Source organism: Aerococcus urinaeequi (genome assembly GCF_001543205.1).
In the GTDB taxonomy this organism is placed as follows: Bacteria; Bacillota; Bacilli; order Lactobacillales; family Aerococcaceae; genus Aerococcus; species Aerococcus urinaeequi.
In genome coordinates, this window is record NZ_CP014162.1 from 1,959,774 (window position 1) to 1,983,612 (window position 23,839).

Genomic DNA, 23,839 nt, shown 5'->3' on the forward strand with positions numbered 1-23,839 from the left:
AGTAAGCGTGTAGACTGGAAATAGTTCTAAATGGAACTTGTTATTGATAAAAATGGATTTAAGAGGAGTAAAATTAACATGTCAGATTTTAAAGACTTATTAACTAAACGTCGTTCTCATTACGCTATCGGTGCTAACACTGATGTGACTGCTTCAGATGTAACTGCTGCTTTAAACGAAGTGATTCCAACTGTACCAAGTGCATTTAACTCACAAGGTGTACGTGTTGTTGTCGTTTCTGGTGAAAAAAACCAACAACTTTGGGACTTGATTAAAGGTGTACAAACAGAAGTATTAGACGAAGGTACATTAAACTACATGACACCAATCATGGATGGTGCGCGTGAAGCAGTTGGTACAATCTTATTCTTCGAAGACCGTGACGCTGTTGAAGCAGGTATCCCTGGTAACCCAGAACGTCGTTCAGTTTACAAAAATCACGAATCAGCAAATGCGCAATTAACAGCTTGGTTAGCATTAACTGAATTAGGTTTAGGTGCAAACTTACAACATTTCAACATTGGCTACGAGCAAGGATTTGACGCAGCAATTCGTGAATTGTTAGATTTACCTGAAGCTTGGGAACTAGTTGCTGAAATGCCATTCGGTTCAATTGAAGCACCTGCTGCAGAAAAAGAAGTTATTGCTGCTGAAGAACAAGTTATCTTAAAATAATCACGTCATATTAGACGTTAACAAAAAGGATCATTTACCTCATGGTAAGTGATCCTTTTTTGTGTTCATTCATTGGTTTTACGGAATTGAAGGGGACTAACCTGATAAGTTTTCTTAAATGCCTTACTAAATGCTAAAGGATCAGTAAAACCCACGGAACTAGCAATTTGAGAAATGGTCAAGGAGGAATTGATTAACAAATCACAACTTTTCTTCATTTTGACCATTAATATATAATCTTTTATTGACTGTCCTGTTTCTTCCTTAAATATCTTATAAAGATAACTGCGGTTCAAATTTAATTTTTCAGCTATTGTGGTAACTTGTAGGGGGGTATCATATTGACTATGAATAATCTTCAAAGCTTGCTTCATATACTTCTTGTGGTTGTTATGACTTTCCTGCGCTTCCTGGTTTGGAAATTCTTCAATCAAGAAAGCCAACAATTTATATAATTCACCTATAATTTCTAATTCATTACTTTCAGTAAATTTTTTATCCGCATAGGCAATTAAACGATACATTTGATTCAAAATTTTTGAATCCTTTTGACTTGTGGCAAAACATTTTGCCATAAGACTAGATTGCAATAAAATGCTTTCCGCTCTCGATCCGGAAAAACCAACCCATATGTAAGACCACGGCTGATCACCATCTGCTTGATAGTAAGTGACGGCATCTTTAGGTAGGATAAAAATATCTCCAGCACCTAATGACGTCACCTTATTATATATGGTGAATTGCCCACTTCCTTCAATAATATAATGTAGTACAAAGTTATTACGAACGCTTGGACCGAAAGCATAATTCGGGGGACAGGATTCAAACCCATAATGATCAATGTTTAAATCAAAATTATTATTATCAAATTCATTGTATGTATTTAAAGTCATCTTTTATGCCTCCCTAATTAGGCAACATTATACCATGTTTAGGAAACAAAATGCCATTTGTAAAGCGCTTACTTATTGGTAAACTTTTAGTAAATAAATTAGTAAATCAATACTAATGAATCAAAAGGAGAAAATTATGGCTCATTTCATCACATTTGATACGGAAACACAGGTTTTTCACCTGAGAAATGCAAGTATTTCATATCTGTTAAGCGTTGAAGAAGGTGGCTTATTAAGTCATCTGTATTTCGGATCACGTATTGAAAACTATCATGGACAAAGAAAATACCCACGTATAGACCGTGGTTTTTCAGGTAATTTACCAGATAGTATAGATAGAGGCTATTCACCTGATACTTTGCTGAGAGAATATAGTGGCACTGGTGAAGGTGACTACCGTATTCCAGCAATATTAGTGAAACAAGGGAATGGTAGTCAAGCCACTCGATTCATATATAATCGCTACGAAATTATTACAGGCAAGCCCAAACTAGAGGGACTTCCGTCATCTTACGTAGACCATGATGATGAGGCTGAAACGTTAGTCATTTGGTTAGTTGATGCCCGTGCTGGTCTTGAATTAGCATTATCCTATACCATATATGCTGAACGTTCTGTCATAACGCGGTCAGTAAAATTACATAATATTTCCAATCAAACTATTATGATTGATAAAATCGCATCTATGGCACTCGATTTACCTGCGCAAGATTTTGATTTGATTTCCTTACCTGGAGCTCATGTCAATGAACGTCATATTAGCCGACAATCATTGACATATGGCCAAACACGTTTAGCAAGTCGTCGCGGCACCTCAAGTCATCAAATGAATAATACGATGATTTTGGCGCAAAGACATACCGACGAGTTTCATGGTGAAGCCTATGGTTTTGCGCTTGTATATTCAGGAAATCATGCGTTAGAAATTGAACGCGATCAGATTCAACAAACCCGTGTGGTGATTGGTATTAATGAAGAACTTTTTTCTTGGCAACTTGCATCCGGCGAAAGCTTCCAAACACCTGAAGTCATCATGGTGTATGCCAATAACGGTTTAAATCAAATGAGTCAAACATTCCACGGATTGATTCGTGACCGCGTGGCTCGAGGAAATCATCAACACGCACTTCGCCCAATCTTGGTGAATAATTGGGAAGCAACTTATTTTGATTTTAACGAGGAAAAATTGCGTCCAATCGTAGATGAAGCCAAGCAATTAGGTATTGAAATGTTCGTATTAGATGATGGTTGGTTTGGACACCGAGATAATGATGATAGTTCACTTGGAGATTGGTTCGTAGATAAACGGAAATTCCCTAAAGGATTACGTCAATTTGCCGATTATGTCCACGGTCAAGATTTAAAATTTGGCTTATGGTTTGAACCAGAAATGATTTCTGAAGATTCTGAATTATTACGTAAACATCCTGACTATCGTTTAGCAGTCCCAGGACGAACACCATACCCGAGTCGTCAACAATTTGTATTAGATATTGGCCGTAAAGAGGTTAGAGATAATGTCATCGCCCAAATTGAAGCCATTTTAGATGAAGGCTACATTGACTATATTAAATGGGATATGAACCGACATATTTCAGATATTTATTCGGCCAATTTACCTGCACATAAACAGGGTGAAGTCTTACATCGATATACTTTAGGTTTGTATGAAATGCTAGAACACTTAACAACAAAATACCCTGATATTTTATGGGAAGGTTGTTCAGGTGGTGGTGGTCGTTTTGATGTTGGTTTCGCATATTACATGCCTCAATCATGGACGAGTGATAATACAGATGCCATTGCACGGTTAAATATCCAATACGGGACATCCTTATTTTATCCAACTTCATTGATGACATCACATGTATCCGCAGTACCCAATCATCAAACAGGGCGTATTACACCGTTTGATACCCGCGGTGACGTAGCAATGAGTGGTGTATTGGGCTATGAGTTAGATTTAACGCAACTAAGTCCGGCAGAAAAAGACTTAGTCAAAACACAAGTCGCCGCTTATAAAGAGATCCGACCACTCGTACAATACGGTGATTTCACTCGTTTAGAAAGTCCTTTTGAAGGTAACGAAACGGCATGGATGTTTACCAATGAAGACAAATCTGAAATATTAGTTTTTACTTTTGGGGTATTGAATACAGCCCAAGCATCGATTCATCAAGTGAAATTACATGGACTTCAATCAGATAAAATCTATGAAAATGTGGCTAGTAAAGAAGTTTTTACGGGTAGCGAATTGGAGTGGATGGGATGGTATGAAGCGCCAATGACAGAAGATTTTGTTTCGCACCGTTATCATTTTAAAGCAATGAATTAGGAGGAAAGTGGCATGAAAACGTTTAAAAAGCTCCGTTATTTGGTTATTGCCACTGCCAGTGTGCTTGCGTTAGCTGCATGCGGTAATACTGAAGAAACAAGTACGAATGGCAAAACGGTCATTGAATTTTTTAATCAAAAGAAGGAGATGGAGGGTACTATAGAAGAAATTATTCAAGATTTTGAAAAATTACATCCGGATATAGATGTGCAAATGACGAGTGTACCGGATGCTGGTACTGTCTTAAAAACGAGAATGCTATCAGGTGACGTTCCAGATGTTATCAACTTATATCCACAAAATATTGACTTCCAAGAATGGGCAAATGCTGGTTACTTCTATGATATGACTGGTCAAGATTATCTAGATAATTTAAAAAATCAATACGCTGATAAATATGCCATTAACGGCAAGGTATACAATGTGCCCTTAACAGCGAATGTATCAGGCATATATTACAATAAGACAAAATTTGAAGCATTAGGGTTAAAAGCGCCTGAAACATGGGATGAATTTGTCCAACTAGTGGATGAAATCAAGGCAGCCGGTGAAACACCATTTTCTATCGCAGGGACAGAAGGTTGGACCTTGAATGGTTACCATCAATTATCTTTAATTACAACAACTGGCAGCGCCGATGCTGCAAATGAATACTTGCGATATTCACAACCAAACAGTATCTCAGATGATGATATCTTAAAAGCTGATGCTGCAAAACTAGATTTACTGGCTGATGAAGGCAATCAACAAGCTAATTGGAAAGGTGCCTCTTATAACGATGCCATTGTTGCATTTACATCTGAAGATGCTTTAATGACGACCAATGGATCATGGGCACTAGCAGCGATGCGACAACAAGAGCCTACTTTTGAAATTTCTACCTTTGCGTTCCCAGGTGAAGAGCCCGGACAAAGTGCTACTGTGGGAGCTGGTGATTTTGCCTTGTCTATCGCTGCAGAGACGGAAAATTTAGAAGCAGCAGAAACTTTTGTTGCCTACATGACAACGCCAGAGCCTATGCAGAAATATTATGACGTGGATGGTTCGCCAGTTGCCGTAATTGGGGTGGAAGAAGATAGTGATTCACCACTAAAAGCCTTAAATGAACTAGCCTTCACTGACAAACATTATGTATGGATGGCGCAACATTGGACGAGTGAAGATGATTTCTTCACCGCAACAGCCAACTACTTAATGACGCAAGATATAGAAGCTTTAGCGGATGAACTGAATGCCTTCTTCAATCCAATGAAAGCAGACCTAGACTAGGGGGAAAGATCACATGAGAAAAACAATTAATAAATATTGGGGTTGGGCCTTTTTAATTGTCCCACTACTACTTCAAGCTATTTTCTTCTATTTCCCCATGTTTCAGGGGGCCTTTTACAGTTTTACCAACTGGACTGGGTTAACATATAACTTTGATTTTGTTGGCCTAAACAACTACATTATCTTGATGTCTGATAGTAAATTTATGAAAGCAATTGGATTCACCTTGATTTTAACTGTGTCTTTAATCGTCGGTGAAATTGTGATTGGCATTTTAATTGCCCGGTTATTAAATTCAAAAATCAAGGGACGCACCTTTTTTAGAGCCTGGTATTTCTTTCCAGCAGTGCTCTCCGGATTGACCGTATCGTTAATTTTTAAACAGGTATTTAACTATGGTTTGCCGGCTATTGGTCAAGCACTGAATATTGGCTGGTTACAAGAGTCTCTACTAGGTTCAACTAGTGGCGCCGTATTTGCAGCTATCTTTGTCCTTTTATGGCAAGGTGTGGCTATGCCAATTATCATTTTCTTAGCTGGTTTACAAAGCATTCCCGAAGAAATAATTGAAGCGTCTGCCATTGACGGTGCTAACAGCCAACAAACATTCTTCAGTATCGAATTACCGTACTTGTTACCAAGTATCTCTATGGTATTCATCATGGCATTAAAAGGTGGCTTAACAGCCTTTGATCAAATTTTTGCCTTAACCGGTGGTGGTCCAAGTAATTCAACAACTTCAATCGGTCTGTTAGTTTACAACTATGCCTTTAAGAGTAATCAATATGGTTATGCCAACGCAATTGCCATCGTCTTATTCTTAATTATCGCTGTTGTCTCTATTATTCAAATTCGCTTGTCACGTCGCTTTGAAATCTAGGAGGAAAACCATATGAAAAATGAAGAACGATTCAATCTAATTTGGAAATACGTCCTCCTAATTGTTGGAGCAATCTTAATCTTGATTCCGCTTTTAGCGACAGTATTTTCATCATTTAAAACAACACAAGACATCATGCAACATTTCTTTGCCTTTCCAAATCCAGCAACACTTGATAATTATGCTCGGTTGATTGCAGATGGTATAGGGCATTATTTCTGGAATTCCGCGGTTATTACGGTACTGTCTGTAATCCTTGTAACCCTATTTATCCCAGCAGCAGCCTATTCTATCGCCCGAAACATGTCGAAACATAAAGCCTTTGCGATTATGTATTCACTATTGATCTTGGGAATCTTTGTACCATTCCAAGTAATTATGATTCCAATCACTGTCATGATGAGTCGCTTAGGCTTAGCAAATATGTGGGGTTTAATCATCTTGTACCTAACATATGCCATTCCTCAAACCTTATTCCTATACGTGGGCTATATCAAATTGAGTGTACCGGATAGTTTAGATGAAGCCGCTATGATTGATGGTGCAGATCGTTTTACGACTTATCGTAAAATAATCTTCCCAATGCTGAAACCAATGCACGCAACGACACTCATCATTAATGCTTTATGGTTCTGGAACGACTTCATGCTACCTTTGCTGATTCTAAACAAAAATGCTGAAATGTGGACATTACCTTTATTCCAGTACAACTATACAGGCCAATACTTCAACGATTACGGTCCAAGTTTTGCATCATATGTGGTCGGTATCATCACGATCACAATCGTTTACCTGATTTTCCAAAAGAATATCATCTCTGGTATGAGCAACGGGGCCATCAAATAATCTACTACTGAGAAGAGGAGCATATACATGACATTTCAAAACAAAACCATGTTGATTACCTATTCTGATAGTTTAGGTAGCAACTTAAAAGAATTGAAGACGAATATCGACCAATATTTTGGTCAAGCCATCGGTGGTGTGCATCTACTGCCATTCTTTCCCTCTACAGGTGATAGAGGGTTTGCTCCGGTTGACTACGGTCAAGTAGATCCAGCATTTGGTAACTGGGATGATATCAAAGCCCTAGGTGACAAATACTATCTCATGTTCGATTTTATGATTAATCACATCTCCCGCCAGTCCACGTATTACAAAGACTTTCAGGAGAAAAAGGACGCTTCTGACTATGCCGATTTATTTCTGAGATGGGAAAAATTCTGGCCAAGTGGACGACCAACACAGGCCGACATCGACTTAATCTATAAAAGAAAAGATAAAGCCCCCATGCAAGCCATCACCTTCGCCGATGGTACTACGGAACATTTATGGAATACTTTTGGGGAAGAGCAAATCGACCTAGATATACGCCATCAAGTCACAATGGACTTCATCAAAGATACGATTGAACAGCTAGTGGCAAACGGTTGCGATTTGATTCGACTTGATGCCTTTGCCTATGCAATTAAAAAACTAGATACCAATGATTTTTTCGTGGAACCAGAAATTTGGGACTTACTAGACCGAGTGCAAGCGGTTGCCCAAGAAGCAGGCGCGGATATTTTACCTGAAATTCATGAACACTATACAATTCCTTTTAAACTTGCTGATCACGGCTACTTTGTTTATGACTTTGCTTTACCAATGGTTACCTTGTATTCACTGTTCTCGGGTAACACAGACCAATTAGCTAAGTGGTTGAAGATGAGCCCCATGAAGCAATTTACCACCTTGGATACCCATGACGGAATAGGGGTTGTCGATGTAAAGGATATTTTAACCGACGAAGAAATTGATTTTACATCCAAAGCCCTTTATAAGGTAGGGGCTAACGTTAAACGCAAGTATTCTTCTGCAGAATATAATAATTTAGACATCTATCAAATCAATACCACCTATTATTCAGCGCTAGGTGACGATGATAAGAAATATTTCATCGCGCGATTGATTCAAGCTTTCGCACCAGGAATTCCACAAGTGTATTATGTGGGTCTACTTGCTGGTAAAAATGATCTAGAACTCTTAGAAAATACCAAAGAGGGGCGTAATATCAATCGCCACTATTACACTAGTGATGAAATTGGACGTGAAATACAACGTCCATTGGTCCAAAAATTATTGCAATTATTTACCTTCCGTAATGAAAGTGAAGCTTTTGATTTAGCTGGTGGTATCGAGGTTGCTACACCGGATGCACATACGATAATCATTACACGCTATAATGCTGACAAATCAGTAATTGCTGAAGCAAACATAAACTTACTTGATTTACGCTACAGTATCTTTGAAAACGACCGTCCCGTTCATTTTGAATAGAAAGAGAGTATAACATGGTAGAATTAAACCTAAACCATATTTACAAAAAATACCCCGACGCCACTGACTACGCTGTAGAAGATTTTAATTTAGATATTAAAGATAAAGAATTCATTGTATTTGTCGGACCTTCTGGTTGTGGTAAATCCACTACATTACGTATGGTCGCTGGATTAGAGGAAATAAGCCAGGGGGAACTAAAAATTGATGGTGAAGTAGTGAATAACAAATCACCTAAAGATCGTGATATTGCGATGGTATTCCAAAACTATGCTTTATACCCACATATGACGGTTTACGATAACATGGCTTTTGGTTTGAAATTACGTAAATACGACAAAGTTGAAATTGACCGTCGCGTGAATGAAGCAGGAGAAATACTAGGTTTAACTGATTTCTTACAACGTAAACCAGCAGACCTATCAGGTGGGCAACGACAACGTGTAGCTATGGGACGAGCAATTGTCCGTGATGCTAAAGTATTCCTAATGGATGAACCTTTATCAAACCTTGATGCCAAGTTACGTGTTTCCATGCGGACAGAAATTGCCAAAATCACTCGTAAAATTGGGGCAACGACCATTTATGTTACACATGATCAAACCGAAGCAATGACATTAGCAGATCGAATTGTGATTATGAATGCAACGAAAAATTCTGATGATTCAGGCACAATTGGTCGCATTGAACAAATTGGTACACCACAAGAATTATATAATGAACCCGTAAGTAAATTCGTAGCTAGCTTTATTGGAAGTCCTTCAATGAACTTCTTTACAGTAACAGTAGGGGAGAATCGTATTACCAATCAAGATGGTTTGGACATTGCTATACCAGAAGGCCAAGCTAAAATCTTACGTGACCGTGGTTACCTGGGTAAAGAAGTCATTTTCGGTATTCGTCCAGAAGATATCTTGGATACTAATATTGCCATTGAAGCCTACCCAGAGGATACCGTGACAGGTGAGGTAGTCGTTTCTGAATTACTTGGTCCTGAAACCATGTTATACCTAAAATTAGGTCAAACTGAATACGTTGCACGTGTATCTGCTCGTGACACATTTGAAGCGGGTGACAAAGTTGCCCTAACCTTTAACATTACGAAGGGACATTTCTTCGACTTGGCAACAGAACAAGCAATTCGTTAATATGCGAAGCATATCTTAGCTGGGGACAAAACTTCCCAGCTATTTTTGACATTATTAATGCAAACGCTTGCACAAACTGGTAGAATGGACTTAACAACATAAAACATCATAAGGAGTGCGTGAAATGGAAAAACATTGGTGGCACAAAGCAACTATCTATCAAATCTATCCTAAATCCTTTGCAGATGCGAATGGCGATGGTATTGGGGATTTAAAGGGCATTACCAGCAAATTAGACTACTTGTAAGAATTGGGCATAACTGCCATCTGGTTATCACCAGTTTATGATAGCCCTATGGACGATAACGGTTATGATATTGCGAATTATGAAGCGATAGCAGACATGTTTGGTGACATGAATGATATGGATTTGTTACTAGCCGAAGCCAATCAACGTGGTATTCGTATTATCATGGACCTCGTCGTAAACCATACATCAGATGAACATGCCTGGTTCGTGGAAGCCCGCGACAATCCGACAAGCCCAGAACGTGATTATTATATTTGGCGTGACGAACCTAATGACCTAACTTCAATATTTAGTGGCTCAGCATGGGAAAAAGATGAAGCATCTGGTCAATATTACCTGCACTTCTTCAGCAAAAAACAACCTGATTTAAACTGGGAGAACGCCTCTTTACGTCAAAAAATTTATGATATGATGAACTTTTGGATCGACAAAGGTATCGGTGGGTTCCGTATGGATGTTATCGACATGATTGGTAAAGTTCCTGATCAAGGGATTGTCAATAATGGCCCTAAATTACACGATTACATCAAGGAAATGAACACTGCTTCCTTTGGTAAACATGAATTATTAACTGTAGGTGAGACATGGGGTGCTACGCCGGAAATTGCCCAATTATACTCAAATCCTGACAGTCATGAACTATCTATGGTATTTCAGTTCGAGCATATTGGTCTGCAACATAAGCCGGATGCAGCTAAATGGGATTTTGAAGACGAACTAGATGTACCTGCATTAAAAAAGATTTTTAATAAATGGCAGACAGAATTAGGGATTGGTCAAGGTTGGAACTCTTTATTCTGGAACAACCATGATTTACCACGCGTCCTTTCTATTTGGGGCTCAACTGGCCCAAATAGAGTGAAATCAGCCAAGGCATTAGCCATTCTCCTACATCTGATGCGAGGTACACCTTATATTTACCAAGGTGAAGAAATAGGAATGACCAATTATCCTTTTAACAATTTAGATGAAATTGATGATATTGAATCCTTAAACTATGCACGAGAAGCTACGGCAAATGGTCAATCTATGGGGCAAGTCATGGACAGTATCCGCATGATTGGTCGAGACAATGCTAGGACACCTATGCAGTGGGATGAAACGAAACATGCCGGATTCTCAAGTGGAGACACAACCTGGCTACCAGTAAATCCAAATTATCATGAAATTAACGTCAAAAACGCCTTAGCTGATCAGGACAGTATTTTTTATACTTATCAAAAATTGGTTCAATTACGCCAAACTTCAGAATGGTTAATCGATGGCGATTTTGAGCTATTAGATACTAGCGATAAAGTATTTGCCTACATCCGAAGAACACCAAGTGAAGCATACTTAGTAGTCGTGAATGTATCTGATGTAGCACAAACATTTAGTTTTAATGGTACGTATGAAACAATTATTATCAGCAATCATGTGGTGCCAACCGATTTACAACAAATCACCTTGGATGCTTGGGATGCATTTTGTGTTAAGCTGACAAAATAAAAAATAATATCAAAAAAGGGTAACCGCAATCGTTTGCGGTTACCCTTTTTTGATATTTATCCACTAGAATCACGTATTGTTAACCGAGTGGCAAGTCTAGTCATAGTAGGTACTACTTCCGGGTTTATCAATTGACGATTCAGGGTATCCACAGCAATTCGACCCATTTCCTCAGTGAAAACGGTCACACTAGATAGGGCGGGGAAAATCTGTTTCGTCAACGGGGTATCATTAAATGAAATAAGACTCACCCGTTCAGGGACAGCAATACGCGCCTCCTGAAGGGCACGTAAAGCACCAATAGCTAATGTATCATTGGCCACAAAGAAAGCTTGTGGAAGGGCTTCTCCATGTTCAGTGATGGCCTGTTTCATCAAATCATACCCAGCTTGTGCTGAAAAATCACCAATATACGTATATTTTGCATGGTAAACACCAAGTTCAGATGCATAGTTTCGGAAAGTTCTGAACCGTTGATCAATTAACTGTTCCTTACCATCTGTCGTTTTCTCTTCACCGGCAATCATACCTATCGATGTTAACCCATGCTGCATAAAATAATCTAATACTTGAATCACGGCATTATCAAAATCAGTTGTCACACAGGGATGACCAGCATTTAAGGTATCTGAATCCACAAAAACCAATTTGCGATTATAGGACTCTAACCGTTTAATTTGTTGATTAGAAAATTTACCGATGGCAATAATTCCAGCAATATCATCAGCAATTTGAATAATTTGATTATTGAAATAACGGACAATGTCATAGGTTAAATCTTCGGCACGTTTTTCTATCCCAATCCGAATAGCGTAATAATATAAATCATTTAATTCTTCTTGCTCACTATACCATTGGACAACAGCAATTTTTTGTCGCTGTTTTGGTATATTCGTCGTCTTTTGATGTTTGGTATAGCCTAAGTCGTCTGCAATGGCTAGAATACGATGTTTCGTGTCTTCACCAACAGAAAGGGTTTCATCACGGTTCAACACTCGTGAAACGGTCGCTTGCGAAACTTTTGCTAACTTTGCAATATCTTTAAGAGTAGCCATATCCTTACTTCCTTTATCATGTATTTTTATCCATTGTAACATATTTGCAACTACATTAGTAAAAGTTTAGTAAATATATCGAATATTTTATCTGAATAATCTATAATAAAATTATCATATAAATCAAGGAGATTGCTTATGGACACGACAACATTAAATCAAGCTTTTACAGACATTTTCAACGAACAAGCTGATGCAACTTTTTTCTCACCAGGACGTATTAACCTAATTGGTGAACATACAGATTACAACGGGGGCCACGTATTCCCAGCAGCTATTTCACTGGGCACTTATGGTGTTGCCCGTAAACGAGATGACCAAATCTGTCGCTTTTATTCAGCAAATTTCAAAGATGATGGCATTATTGAAATTAACCTAAATCAACTGATTCTAACAAAGGAAGACGGTTGGACGAACTATCCTACAGGGGTCATTAAATTTTTAATAGAAGCGGGTCATCCAATTGATACCGGTTTTGACCTATACGTATATGGGAATATTCCAAATGGTTCCGGTCTTTCATCATCAGCTTCACTTGAATTACTCACAGGGATAGTTGCGGAAGAATTGTATGATTTAACACTAGAAAGACTAGATTTAGTAAAAATTGGTAAAAAAACCGAAAATGATTTTATCGGTGTCAATTCGGGTATTATGGATCAATTTGCCGTCGGGATGGGGGCAGATAAACGTGCGATTTATCTGGATACAAATTCTCTCGACTATGAACTCGTTCCGCTAGATTTAGCTGATAACGTAATTGTAATCATGAATACCAATAAACGCCGTGAATTAGCCGATTCTAAATACAATGAACGCCGGACTGAATGTGAAACAGCACTCGCCGAACTTAACCAAAAGTTGACCATTGATTCACTGGGTGCGATTGATGCCAACACCTTTGATCAATATGCTTATTTAGTTCAAGATAGTAATCGTTTGAAACGTGCACGACATGCTGTTTGGGAAAACCAACGAACGTCACTTGCACGACAAGCATTGCAAACTGGGGATCTATTAGCATTTGGTCGCTTAATGAATGCCTCCCATGTATCATTAGAACACGATTATGAAGTTACCGGAATCGAGCTAGATACCCTGGTCCATACAGCATGGGCACAGGAGGGTGTATTAGGCGCGCGTATGACGGGCGCAGGATTTGGAGGATGTGGCATTGCCATCGTCGCAAAAGACAAGGTGGATGCTTTTAAAGAGCAAGTAGGATGTGTATATACTGAAACAATCGGCTATCCACCACAATTTTATATCGCAGAAATCTCAAGTGGCGCGCGTGTACTAACAAGGAGATGATGACATGGCAAAACTAATTGATGCCTTTGTTACACAGGTTATTGAAAATAGTGATTATACAATAGACGACCATTTTTATTTACGCAATCGAATCTTAGCATTAACTGGTGAAGCAGGTGCCAATCAAGAAACAACTAGAACCACCCTTATTTCCTTACGTGATGCCTTAGTAGATGTTGCTGTTGACAACGGAAAAGTAGGGGATTTAACAGAAGAGCGAGATACTTTAGGCGCTGCATTAATGGATTTTATCACGCCAGCCCCTAGTGTTTTAAATCAACACTTTTGGGATACCTATCAAATTTCTCCAGAACAGGCCATCCAGGAATTTTATGCGCTGAGTCAACGTAATGACTATATTAAAGTAGGGGCCATTGCTAAGAACATTGCGTATACAAGTCAAACAGCCTATGGACCAATGGAAATTACCATTAACCTTTCAAAACCTGAAAAAGATCCCAAGGCAATCGCCGCCGCCAAAAAAGCGCAATCTTCTAGTTATCCTCTTTGCCAGCTATGCATGGAAAATGAAGGGTACCAAGGACGAATCAACCATCCGGCGCGCGCTAACCACAGAATTATTCGTCTTCAATTAGGCGATGAGAAGTGGGGGTTCCAATATTCACCATATGCCTATTTCAATGAGCATAGTATTGTATTAAACACACAGCATGTCCCCATGGTTATTTCAAAACAAACATTTGAACAATTATTAGACATTGTAGCTATTTTTCCTGGATATTTTGCTGGATCTAATGCCGATTTGCCGATTGTAGGAGGTTCAATTCTAACGCATAATCATTATCAAACGGGACGTCATGATTTCCCTATGGCTAAGGCACCCTTTGAAAGTCAATTCACGTTTGAAGGTTACCCAAACATCCAAGCTGGGATTGTCAAATGGCCCATGTCTGTGATACGTCTACAAGGAAAAGAACGCGGAGATTTGGTGACCCTGGCCGATAAAATCCGACTGGCTTGGCAAACATATGAAGATCCAAATCTAGATGTAATTGCATATACAGGGGACGAAGCTCATCATACAATTACACCTATCGCCCGCAAAAATGGGGACAAATTCGAACTAGATTTGGTTTTACGTGATAATCATACTTCATCACAATATCCAGATGGCGTTTATCATCCGCATCAAGATGTGCAACATATTAAACAGGAAAATATCGGTTTAATTGAAGTAATGGGCTTAGCTATATTACCATCACGCTTAAAAGATGAAATCTCGGCAGTTGCTGACTATCTATTAGATAAAGAAAATAATATTGCAGCTTATCATTTAACATGGGCACAAGAATTAAAGCAAAATTATCACCATACTTTTACTCCAGATACAGTGCATACTATTTTAAAAGATGAAATTGCAAATGTTTTTGTACGCGTCTTAGAAGATGCTGGTGTGTATAAAGATACACCAGCAGGAAAAGATGGCTTTAATCGATTTATTCAATCGGTAGGTATCGTTTCTTAAACTTTTGATGCCCTCGTTTCTTGCTATTTGGAGACGGGGGTTTTCTTTTTCTCTAATGAAAATCAAATGCTATAATGGCATTAATGAAATTTAGAGGAGAGAACGTCTGATGCAAAAAGAAGTAATAAAGCTATATAATGATCGTGATGATGTGACCTTAACTAGCTACGTGATTGATCCAATCCGCACAAGTAATGTGAATATTGAACGACCGGCCGTGATTATCTGTCCCGGTGGTTCATATATGTACTGTTCAGATAGAGAAGCTGAACCAGTGGCATTGGCATTTAATGCTATGGGCTTTCACGCATTTGTCTTGCGATATTCGGTCTATGGGCAAGGGAAAACAACTGCAGAAATCATTGCAGAAGGGCAATTTCCGGTTAAACCTGATGTTATTTTCCCCCATGCGCTACAAGAAACTGCTAAGGCATTTGAAATTTTGCATCAATATGCGACTGAGTGGCGCATTGATACTGATAAGATTGGCCTAGCAGGATTTTCTGCTGGTGGTCACAATACCGGGATGTACAGTAATGTATGGCATGAAGATGTGATTCAAAATGCAACAAATTTGAAGGGCAAAGCCTTGAAACCAGCATTTAATATTTCTGCCTACGCCCTAACTGATATTGCCTATTATTATCACCAAAACATTGCCAATTCTGACCCAAATATCAAGGCCTATGCAACAGCCATATCTTTAGCTTGCTTTGGAAAACCACTACCTAGTGAAGCAGAAATTGAACGTTATTCTGTCCCAGCTACTGTGAATGAACATACTGCACCAACTTTTATTTGGGCAACACGTGAAGATGATGTTGTTAACGTACGTGATTCCTTATCACTAGCCTTAGCATTAGAAGAAAATCACATTCCGTTTGAAATGCATATCTTCCAAGAAGGACCACACGGCCTTTCAGTGGCTAACGAGCTTTCTGCAACCATGCCCAATCAAGTGAATAAAACTGCCGCGCAATGGATACCTTTGGCAGAAACTTGGTTAAAAGAATTGATTTTAAAATAAAACAAAAACGGCAACTCCAGCTCATTATGAAAGTTGCCGTTTTTATTTTGCGGTTATTTTTCTTCTTGTTGAGCCATCCAATGCTCCTGATGACCGCGAGATATACGCATGATTTCAGTATATAAATCAGCTAATTCTTCTTTTAGTTCAGGGTTTTCTAAGTAGCCTTGAACTTTCTCAATGACTAACGCTTCACGACCAGCATCTAAAATGTCTTTATTATTTGCTAGCTTAACTTCAGCTACCTGTTCAACCATTTTCGTTCTTTCCTCAAATAATTTCACGATTTCTCGGTCAAGGCGGTCAATCTCTGTACGTTCTTTTTCTAACATGTCTTTCTCCTTTAATGGGTCATTTAACTTTGTGATTTTTGTAAGTCTAGAATTTTATATCGGGAGGCGGATGACGAAGACAATATACTAGCTAGCTTGTCCGAACAATCCACTTTATCTAAGATATTTATTTTTCATAATATTGATTTAAACATTACTACTTCGTCTAATCCATTATAAGTAAGGACCAAATCAAAAGCAATTGCAAATGGGGATTGTCTACACTATCTAAATTTATTGACGAACGCGGAAAAAATCGTTATGATTTTTGAGTTGAAAAATGTGCATTATACAAAATAAATAATATGAAGGGTGGATAGATATGTCAACAGAATCTATATCTAAAACAAGAGAACAGGTGAATCAAAGAACATTAGGTGATATTCGTGACCGTAAGCCCGTTTTTTGGGAGAATGATAGCCATGTACCTTTCAAGAACTTAAAAGGGCAACTGGATGTGTCAGTCCTAGAGATTAAAGACGCAGAGGCACGATTAAAACGATTTGCACCATTTATCAAAGCAGTCTTCGAAGATACGGTGGCTTTAGATGGTCTGATTGAATCGCCAATTTCTGACATTGACAAATTCAAGAACGCGTTAGAAACCACTTATGATTTTTCATTTCCTGGCCAAATGTTCCTAAAACGGGATGACTTATTACCGATTGCCGGTACTATTAAGGCTCGAGGGGCTATTTATGAAGTCTTGCATCATGCTGAAGCATTAGCCTTTGAAGAGAAATTATTATCAGGTTATGACGATGACTATTCGAAATTTGCGACTAAGACATTCCAAGATTTCTTTAAACAGTACACTGTAGTAGTTGGGACGACTGGTAATCTTGGTATATCTTCAGGTGTGATGTCTGCCAAAATAGGCTTCAATGTCCAAGTTCATATGTCCCACGAAGCCAAGCAATGGAAGAAAGACTACCTAAGAAGCCACGGTGTCCAAGTTATCGAACATAAGACCAACTTCACAGAAGCCGTAGACCAAGGGCGTCAATCAGCTCAATCAGATCCCTATGCTTACTTTATTGATGACGAACATTCAATTCAATTGTTCTTAGGTTATACAACTGCAGCGTCAAGACTAGAAAAACAGTTAGCTGATCAAGGAATCGTTGTCGATGAAGACCATCCACTTATGGTGTATCTACCATGTGGTGTGGGTGGTAGTCCAGGTGGTATTACTTATGGTTTGAAACAAATTTACGGTGATCATGTTCACTGCTTCTTTGCTCAACCAACTCATGTACCATCTATGTTACTAGGGTTAATCTCTAAGAAATTTGCAGATATTTCAGTCTATGACTTTGGGATTGATGGCTTAACCGTTATGGACGGTCTAGCAGTACCTAGAACCTCTCAAATCGTGGCTAAATTAATGTCAGGTATCTTTGATGGTGGTTATACATTGACTGACAAAGAGTCTAATCGCCTATTAACAACACTGAAAGATGTAGAAGATATTTTTGTAGAGCCAGCAGCCACAGCAGGATTAGTTGGTCCACAAAGACTCTTCACTACTGAAGCGGGGCAAAACTATCTGCGTCACAAGAACTTAACAGATAAAGTAGCTAACATGACCCATATTGCGTGGGCAACTGGTGGGTCAATGGTACCAGCAGACGAGCAAGTGTTATTCTACGAAAATAGTAAAGCCAATCAATAGTGTGAATCGATAAGTCGAAATCACTATAGAAGAAAAGGGTAATTGAGTGTCAAAGCTCACTTACTCTTTTTTATTTTGCCCAATTTTTAGCAACAATTGCTCTCAACCTATATCTCAAAAGCTAAAATATTGCAAAAAATTATCAGATTGCAAAAAGAGTGTTTTTAAAAAGAACAACTTTTGTTCTTAAAAGTTGTAAAATTTGTCCAAAAGCCGGAGTTTAAATTAAAGTTGTACTTTAAGAATCTTGTTAAAACCTACAATCCTTTGATGTTTCTTAAAAATAAGTTTGCAATTTTAATAATAAACCGTTTACATTCTTGACGCTATTGAGTACAATATTAACTATAAATAAGTGCACTAATTAATTTATATTGTGAAATTTGCAAAAATCACTTGAGACAAAATTGTGGAGGTTATTATGAGTCAAGAAAATAAATTGAGAGTAAGCCGTTCTTTCGGCATGCGCGACAAGCTAGGTTATTTGATTGGGAATATCGGTAACGATCTAACATTCTTCCTTGCTTCAAACTATTTCATGGTATTCTATACAAACGTTATGGGTGTTTCACCAGCAATGGTTGGTACACTATTTGGTATCGCTCGTTTAGTTGATGCTTTTACTGATGTTGGTATGGGTGTTATTGCGGATAATGCTGTTACAACTCGCGTAGGTAAATTTAAACCTTGGTTACGTAGAATGGCTTTACCGGTCGGAATTGCAAGCGCTTTAATGTATAACAGTTTCATTATAGACTGGACACCAACAGCTAAAGTTATTTATATGTTTGTTACTTATTTATTATGGGGATCAATTTTCTATACTTCAATCAACATTCCTTACGGTTCATTAGCATCTGTGGTATCTGGTAAATCAGAAGACCGTGCGAACTTATCTACTTTCCGTTCAATGGGATCTACTTTAATCCAATTTAGTTTAGGTTTCGTTGTACCATTAATTGCCTATAGTGCAGACGGTAAAGTATTAGCTGATAACTTCATGTGGTTAGGTGTTGCCTTAGGTTTAGCCGCTGCTTTATGTTACTTAGCTTGTTACGGTATGGTTGAAGAACGTGTTGAATTACCACAAGGTGAAAAATTCAGTGTCGGACAAATGTTATCTGACCTTGGTGAATTGATTAAAGACCGTGGATTCTTAGGTTTAATGTTCTCTACAATGTTTATGTTGGCTGGTTTAATCTCATTAGGTCAATTATTACAGTACATGTACTTAGACTACTTCCAAAATACACGTATCTTAACAATTGCCACTGCAGGTATGACTTTAAGTGCTTTATTAATCGCACCATTTGTAAGTTCAATTACGAAAAAATTTGGTAAAAAAGAAGCTGGATCATTCGCCCTAATCGGTGCAGGCTTAATCTATGTCATTGCTTTCGTATTAAGAATTCAAAATCCATTAGTATTTGCCATCTTAGTTATCGTTGCTGGTATGGTTATGGGTTACTACACTATGGCAATGTACTCTTACGTAACAGACGTTATTGATGACTTCTACATCAAACGTGGTACACGTAAAGATGGTACAATCTACTCAGTTTACTCATTTACACGTAAAGTAGGTCAAGCGATTGCTGGTCTCTTAGCCGGTGCTTTACTAACACAAATTGGTTATGTTTCAGGTGCTGAACAACAAACTGCTGAAGTAGCGAATAGTATCTACAGCCTTGGTACAATATTACCAGGTGGATTACTATTAGCAGCAGGTTTAATCTTGTTATTCATGTATCCGCTAAACAAACAAAAAGTAAACGAAAATACACGTATTATCGAAAGCGAAACCAAATAATTCTTTTTGTAAAATGAATGCTTTATTCAAGCATTCATGAAAACGCTTCATTATAGAACGTTCTTAGTTTTATCCGATGATCAGTCATCATCAGGTTAACTAGGGGCGTTTTTTTCTTGGCTTTTTCAATTAAAGAATGATTCGTCATTTTGCAAAAAGCACCGAACCTTTCCAACTAAAGTGAAGGTTCGATGCTTATAGGCGTTTATGAAGTTGAATTTAACTCAATATTTCTCAACAAAAGACTTCAATCTGATGGTTATGCTGTTCTTTAATCTTGCCTTCATCAGCTAATTGATGCAGGGACCGGCTAAGCGTTTCAGATGACATACCTAAAAATCCTGCTAAAAACCGCTTCGTTTCCTCGTGATAGAAGATTCGGTGGCCATTCACCAACTCGGCTTCCTTACAAATGAAATTGAATAACCGGTCTTTTGCGGTACAAGTAGATAACAACATGGATTGCTCTTCTGAAGCGTGTAGCCGCTGAGACAGGGCCTCAATCATCTTAAGGGATAATTGCGGGTAGTCCACCAGCAATTGTTTAAATTGTTGATTTTCAATCAGGTAAATTTCACTTTTTACCATAGCTACGGCATGCGCCTTGCGGATACCTTCAAATAGGGCTAGTTCACCAGTAAATTCCATCGGTGCAATCATCCGGATGATTTGTTCGTTTCCCAACTCTGATAATCTAAAGATCTTTACTTTACCAGTTAATACAAAGAGAAAATAGCGGGCTTCTGTATTGGTTGCGTAGACCACTTCATTTCGTTTGTACAAGCGTTTAGTAAAATAAGGGACAATTTGTTCAAGCGTTTGACAATCAAGCTCTTTGAATAGGTCAAATTGTCTTAGATCATTGATTTTATCCTGGGCTAACATATTTTCACCTCATTGTTATTTACTTTCTACTTGTTTAGCTAAAGCTTTGGCAAAAGCAACCGCATCGCCGACATACCCGACATCTGATTCTTTAAAGATAGCGGCTTTCGGGTCCTTATTTACAGAAAATACAAATTTTGCCTGATTCATCCCGACAGTATATTGGATGGCGCCCGCAATCCCGAAATTCAAGAGTAATTGCGGTTGGATAGTGACCCCACTTTGACCAATTTGCTCGTCATGTGTGTACCAGCCGTTCTCTGCTAGGGGACGGGTAGCACCAACTTTTGCGCCAAGTAGGTCGGCTACTTTTTCAGTATAGACTAAATTGTCTTGCATCTTCATCCCGCGACCAACAGCAACAACCTTATCTGCCTCAGTGATTTGATTCGTTTGTGGTTGACCTGGAATTCGTTCCAAGACTTGGTAGGTATAAGGCCGTTCTAAGGCAATCGTTAGGTCTATAATAGCACCTTGACGGGTATTGTCAAAGGGGAGAGTGTTAAAGACATTTGGCCGGACTGTGGCCATTTGTGGACGACGGGTTGGTGTTAGAATTGTACACATCAAGTTGTCCCCGTATGAGGGTTTAATCTGTAGCAACTGACCCTTATCATTGATAGATAGGTCGAGGCAGTCTGCGGTTAAACCCGTTTGCAGGGCACCTTGTAGTCTTGGCGCTAAAGCTCTTCCTTTAAGAGTGGCTGCGAATAGAATAATATTTGGTTGGTAATCGTCAGCTAATTGCTTGATAGCTGTTTTTGATAATACAGGATCAAAGTCAGCGAATAAGTCATTTTTCACAACAAACACTTGGTCAGCACCGTGGCCAATAAGACTTGCTGCGTGATTAGTTTGACTTGTTTCTAAGAGGATGGCTGTTACACTATCTTGGCTATTTTGACTCATTTCATGGGCTTTACCTAATAATTCTAGCGTTGAAGGGTGGATGATTTCTTCTGAAATTTCAGCAACCACCCATATACCTGATGATTTTCCTTGATTCATGGACTTACCTCCTTAGATGATATGTTTGTCTGACAAAATGGCTAACAATGCTTCGGCCGCTTCCGTCGGGGACCCTTCAAGCATGGTCATCTGACGGACTGATTCTTCCGGCACAAAGCTTTCAGTCACAATAGTAGGGGACCCTTTGATACCGATTCTATCAAGGTCACAATGTAGGTCACCCTCGTTCCATACCGTAATCTCTTTTTGCATAGATTGTTTAATCAAAAGAGGCGTTTGATACCGCGGTTTATTGATTTCATCACCAACACTCATAACTAAGGGGTAAGAAACACGGATGACTTCTTGGTCCACTTCCAAATGTCTTTTGACATCAATGGTTTGATTAACTGAATCAAGGTCGACTATACCGGATGCGTTGGTGATTTGTGGTAGATCCAACTCTTCAGCAATTAATGGGCCAACTTGTCCTGTATCCGCATCAATTGCCTTTAAACCTGTCAAAATAAGATCCACGTTCCCAATCTTGCGTACAGCTTGAGCTAGGGTATAAGCAGTTGCTAAGGTATCAGACCCAGCAAAGGCACGTGAAGATAGTAGATAAGCCTCGTCACAACCCATGGCTAGGGCTTCATGCAAGCTCAATTTAAAAGAATCAGGGCCCATGCTGACAACAGATACTGTACCACCAAATTTTTCTTTTAACTGAACAGCAGTCTCAATGGCATGTTCATCAAAGGGGTTAATACGGCCGCGAACACCACTCCGAATAAGGTTATTCGTTTCTGGGTCAATTCTAACGTGGTTACTGATAGGGATTTCTTTTATAAATACGACGATTTTCATAGCATAAATTCCTCTCTAGATTCAAATAAGACTGAATTTGCGATGTCTAATTGGAGTTTTTCATACGCACCTTCAGCATATTGCAAGGCCTTAGCGTCACGCCATAAGTGCTCAACTGGATATTCTTTGGAGTAACCATAAGCCCCAAAAATCTGCATAGCGTGGTTAGCCGCTTTCAAGGCTTGGTCTGAGCCAAATAATTTAGCGGTTGTTGTTTCCATCTTATGGTCAACTTCTTGATCTCTTAACCAGGCAGCTTGGTAGATGATTAGTTTTGTTGCATGTAAGCCCATGGCAATATCAGAGATTCTAAATTTAATCCCATCAAGGTGAGACATCTTACCACCAAATAGTTCACGCTCTTGAATATAGTTGATAGAAGCTTTCAAGGCGGCATCTTGAATACCAGCCGCTAGTGCACCCATTAAAAACCGGGCTGTATGGTGGGCATTGTGTCCAATTTCCATCCCTTGATCAATAGCACCTAAGCGGTCAATATCCGGTACAAGGGCATCTGACAAGTAAATATCGCCGACTGGACATCCGCGCATCCCCACAAAGTCTTCAACACGACCGTTTTCAAAACCAGGATTTTGATTATCTAAGATAAAGACAGTCCGGCTATGTTCGGTATCTTTTTCAGGACTGGTAATGGCTAAAATAAGGTACATAGATGCGGCTTTGACACCGTTGGTTAAGAAAGCCTTATTCCCATTCAATAACCAACCATCTGGAGTCTGAACAGCTGTTGTTTGTTGGGTAGAAGCATCAGACCCACTAGCTGGCTCAGTCTGTCCAAAGGTAAATAACTCCCGATTAGCCCTAGGTAACCAACGGGCCTTGATTTCTTCACTACCATAAATGACAAGCTGGTCGATTGCTTTCCAGTGGGCTTCGAGGGTAAAGGCAACACCAGGGTTAACTTTTGCTAGTTCAGCAATCACCATAGTCTGGGTTACAAAGTCGTAGCCAGCGCCACCATAAGCCTCAGGGACAGCAATCCCTACAATCCCAACATCCGCCATCTTATCCGTTAGGTCTTGTTGGTAGCCTTCCTTTTCAATCTCTTCGTATCTTGGGGCAATTTCTTTTTCCGCAAACTTTTGAATCATCTTACGGAGTAGTTCTTGTTCATTAGTGAGTTTAAAATCCATGTATTTTCACCACTTTCAGTATATTGTGTACT

Annotated in this window: 19 protein-coding genes and 1 pseudogene; 13 read left to right on the forward strand and 7 right to left on the reverse strand. The window is 38.9% G+C overall.

Annotated elements, in window-relative coordinates; translation table 11 throughout:
• The first annotated feature begins 78 nt into the window (after nt 1-78).
• Entirely contained in the window at nt 79-675 is a 597-nt protein-coding gene (locus AWM74_RS09070; protein WP_026466042.1) for a nitroreductase family protein, read from the forward strand.
• 65 nt (nt 676-740) lie between these two features.
• Here AWM74_RS09070 and AWM74_RS09075 read toward each other — a convergent pair whose 3' ends face one another.
• The gene (locus AWM74_RS09075; RefSeq protein ID WP_026466043.1) at nt 741-1,568 is read right to left on the reverse strand and encodes an AraC family transcriptional regulator; all 828 of its coding nucleotides are present in this window, start codon (nt 1,566-1,568) and stop codon (nt 741-743) included.
• 136 nt (nt 1,569-1,704) lie between these two features.
• Here AWM74_RS09075 and AWM74_RS09080 point away from each other — a divergent pair, with 136 nt between their 5' ends.
• The 7 genes and pseudogenes from AWM74_RS09080 to dexB all read left to right on the forward strand — a co-directional run bounded on the left by AWM74_RS09080 (nt 1,705) and on the right by dexB (nt 11,257).
• Entirely contained in the window at nt 1,705-3,903 is a 2,199-nt protein-coding gene (locus AWM74_RS09080; RefSeq protein WP_026466044.1) for an alpha-galactosidase, read from the forward strand.
• A gap of 12 nt (nt 3,904-3,915) precedes the next feature.
• Nucleotides 3,916-5,172: an extracellular solute-binding protein gene (locus tag AWM74_RS09085; RefSeq protein WP_026466045.1), complete on the forward strand. Its 1,257-nt coding sequence runs from the start codon at nt 3,916-3,918 to the stop codon at nt 5,170-5,172.
• Between the two features lie 13 nt (nt 5,173-5,185).
• Nucleotides 5,186-6,052 (forward strand): carbohydrate ABC transporter permease, encoded by an 867-nt coding sequence (locus AWM74_RS09090; protein WP_016897140.1) that lies wholly within the window; start codon nt 5,186-5,188, stop codon nt 6,050-6,052.
• Between the two features lie 12 nt (nt 6,053-6,064).
• Nucleotides 6,065-6,898: a carbohydrate ABC transporter permease gene (locus AWM74_RS09095; RefSeq protein WP_026466046.1), complete on the forward strand. Its 834-nt coding sequence runs from the start codon at nt 6,065-6,067 to the stop codon at nt 6,896-6,898.
• A gap of 27 nt (nt 6,899-6,925) precedes the next feature.
• Nucleotides 6,926-8,371, forward strand: a complete 1,446-nt coding sequence (gene gtfA, locus AWM74_RS09100) for a sucrose phosphorylase (protein WP_016897138.1) — start codon at nt 6,926-6,928, stop codon at nt 8,369-8,371.
• 14 nt (nt 8,372-8,385) lie between these two features.
• Complete coding sequence (locus tag AWM74_RS09105) at nt 8,386-9,519, forward strand: ABC transporter ATP-binding protein (protein ID WP_026466047.1); 1,134 nt, start codon at nt 8,386-8,388, stop codon at nt 9,517-9,519.
• 124 nt (nt 9,520-9,643) lie between these two features.
• Nucleotides 9,644-11,257 (forward strand): annotated as a pseudogene (dexB, locus tag AWM74_RS09110) (glucan 1,6-alpha-glucosidase DexB).
• A 56-nt stretch (nt 11,258-11,313) separates the two neighbouring features.
• Here the strand turns inward: dexB and AWM74_RS09115 are convergent.
• Complete coding sequence (locus AWM74_RS09115; protein ID WP_026466048.1) at nt 11,314-12,312, reverse strand: LacI family DNA-binding transcriptional regulator; 999 nt, start codon at nt 12,310-12,312, stop codon at nt 11,314-11,316.
• 138 nt (nt 12,313-12,450) lie between these two features.
• Between AWM74_RS09115 and AWM74_RS09120 the strand changes: the two genes are divergently transcribed.
• From AWM74_RS09120 to AWM74_RS09130, 3 genes are all read left to right on the forward strand, one after another.
• Nucleotides 12,451-13,623 (forward strand): galactokinase, encoded by a 1,173-nt coding sequence (locus tag AWM74_RS09120; protein ID WP_026466049.1) that lies wholly within the window; start codon nt 12,451-12,453, stop codon nt 13,621-13,623.
• A gap of 4 nt (nt 13,624-13,627) precedes the next feature.
• Nucleotides 13,628-15,109 (forward strand): UDP-glucose--hexose-1-phosphate uridylyltransferase, encoded by a 1,482-nt coding sequence (gene galT / locus AWM74_RS09125; protein ID WP_026466050.1) that lies wholly within the window; start codon nt 13,628-13,630, stop codon nt 15,107-15,109.
• Between the two features lie 109 nt (nt 15,110-15,218).
• The gene (locus AWM74_RS09130) at nt 15,219-16,136 is read left to right on the forward strand and encodes an alpha/beta hydrolase (RefSeq protein ID WP_026466051.1); all 918 of its coding nucleotides are present in this window, start codon (nt 15,219-15,221) and stop codon (nt 16,134-16,136) included.
• 53 nt (nt 16,137-16,189) lie between these two features.
• Here AWM74_RS09130 and AWM74_RS09135 read toward each other — a convergent pair whose 3' ends face one another.
• Nucleotides 16,190-16,468, reverse strand: coding sequence for a chorismate mutase (locus AWM74_RS09135; RefSeq protein ID WP_026466052.1), 279 nt, complete (start codon nt 16,466-16,468; stop codon nt 16,190-16,192).
• Nucleotides 16,469-16,790: 322 nt separating this feature from the next.
• On the opposite strand from AWM74_RS09135, the gene AWM74_RS09140 reads away from it, so the two are divergent.
• Both AWM74_RS09140 and AWM74_RS09145 read left to right on the forward strand, forming a co-directional pair.
• On the forward strand, nt 16,791-18,143 hold the full coding sequence (locus tag AWM74_RS09140) for a D-serine ammonia-lyase (protein WP_026466053.1): 1,353 nt from the start codon (nt 16,791-16,793) through the stop codon (nt 18,141-18,143).
• A gap of 421 nt (nt 18,144-18,564) precedes the next feature.
• Nucleotides 18,565-19,953, forward strand: coding sequence for an MFS transporter (locus AWM74_RS09145; RefSeq protein WP_026466054.1), 1,389 nt, complete (start codon nt 18,565-18,567; stop codon nt 19,951-19,953).
• Between the two features lie 234 nt (nt 19,954-20,187).
• On the opposite strand, the gene AWM74_RS09150 is transcribed toward AWM74_RS09145, so the two are convergent.
• Genes AWM74_RS09150 through AWM74_RS09165 form a run of 4 tightly spaced genes read right to left on the reverse strand, consistent with a single transcriptional unit; the run spans nt 20,188 to nt 23,807 of the window.
• Nucleotides 20,188-20,838: a Crp/Fnr family transcriptional regulator gene (locus AWM74_RS09150; RefSeq protein WP_026466055.1), complete on the reverse strand. Its 651-nt coding sequence runs from the start codon at nt 20,836-20,838 to the stop codon at nt 20,188-20,190.
• Between the two features lie 15 nt (nt 20,839-20,853).
• Nucleotides 20,854-21,846, reverse strand: coding sequence for an electron transfer flavoprotein subunit alpha/FixB family protein (locus tag AWM74_RS09155; RefSeq protein ID WP_026466056.1), 993 nt, complete (start codon nt 21,844-21,846; stop codon nt 20,854-20,856).
• 12 nt (nt 21,847-21,858) lie between these two features.
• Nucleotides 21,859-22,653: an electron transfer flavoprotein subunit beta/FixA family protein gene (locus AWM74_RS09160; RefSeq protein ID WP_026466057.1), complete on the reverse strand. Its 795-nt coding sequence runs from the start codon at nt 22,651-22,653 to the stop codon at nt 21,859-21,861.
• Entirely contained in the window at nt 22,650-23,807 is a 1,158-nt protein-coding gene (locus tag AWM74_RS09165) for an acyl-CoA dehydrogenase family protein (RefSeq protein WP_026466058.1), read from the reverse strand. The genes AWM74_RS09160 and AWM74_RS09165 overlap by 4 nt, the downstream gene beginning before the upstream one ends.
• Between the last annotated feature and the right edge of the window lie 32 nt (nt 23,808-23,839).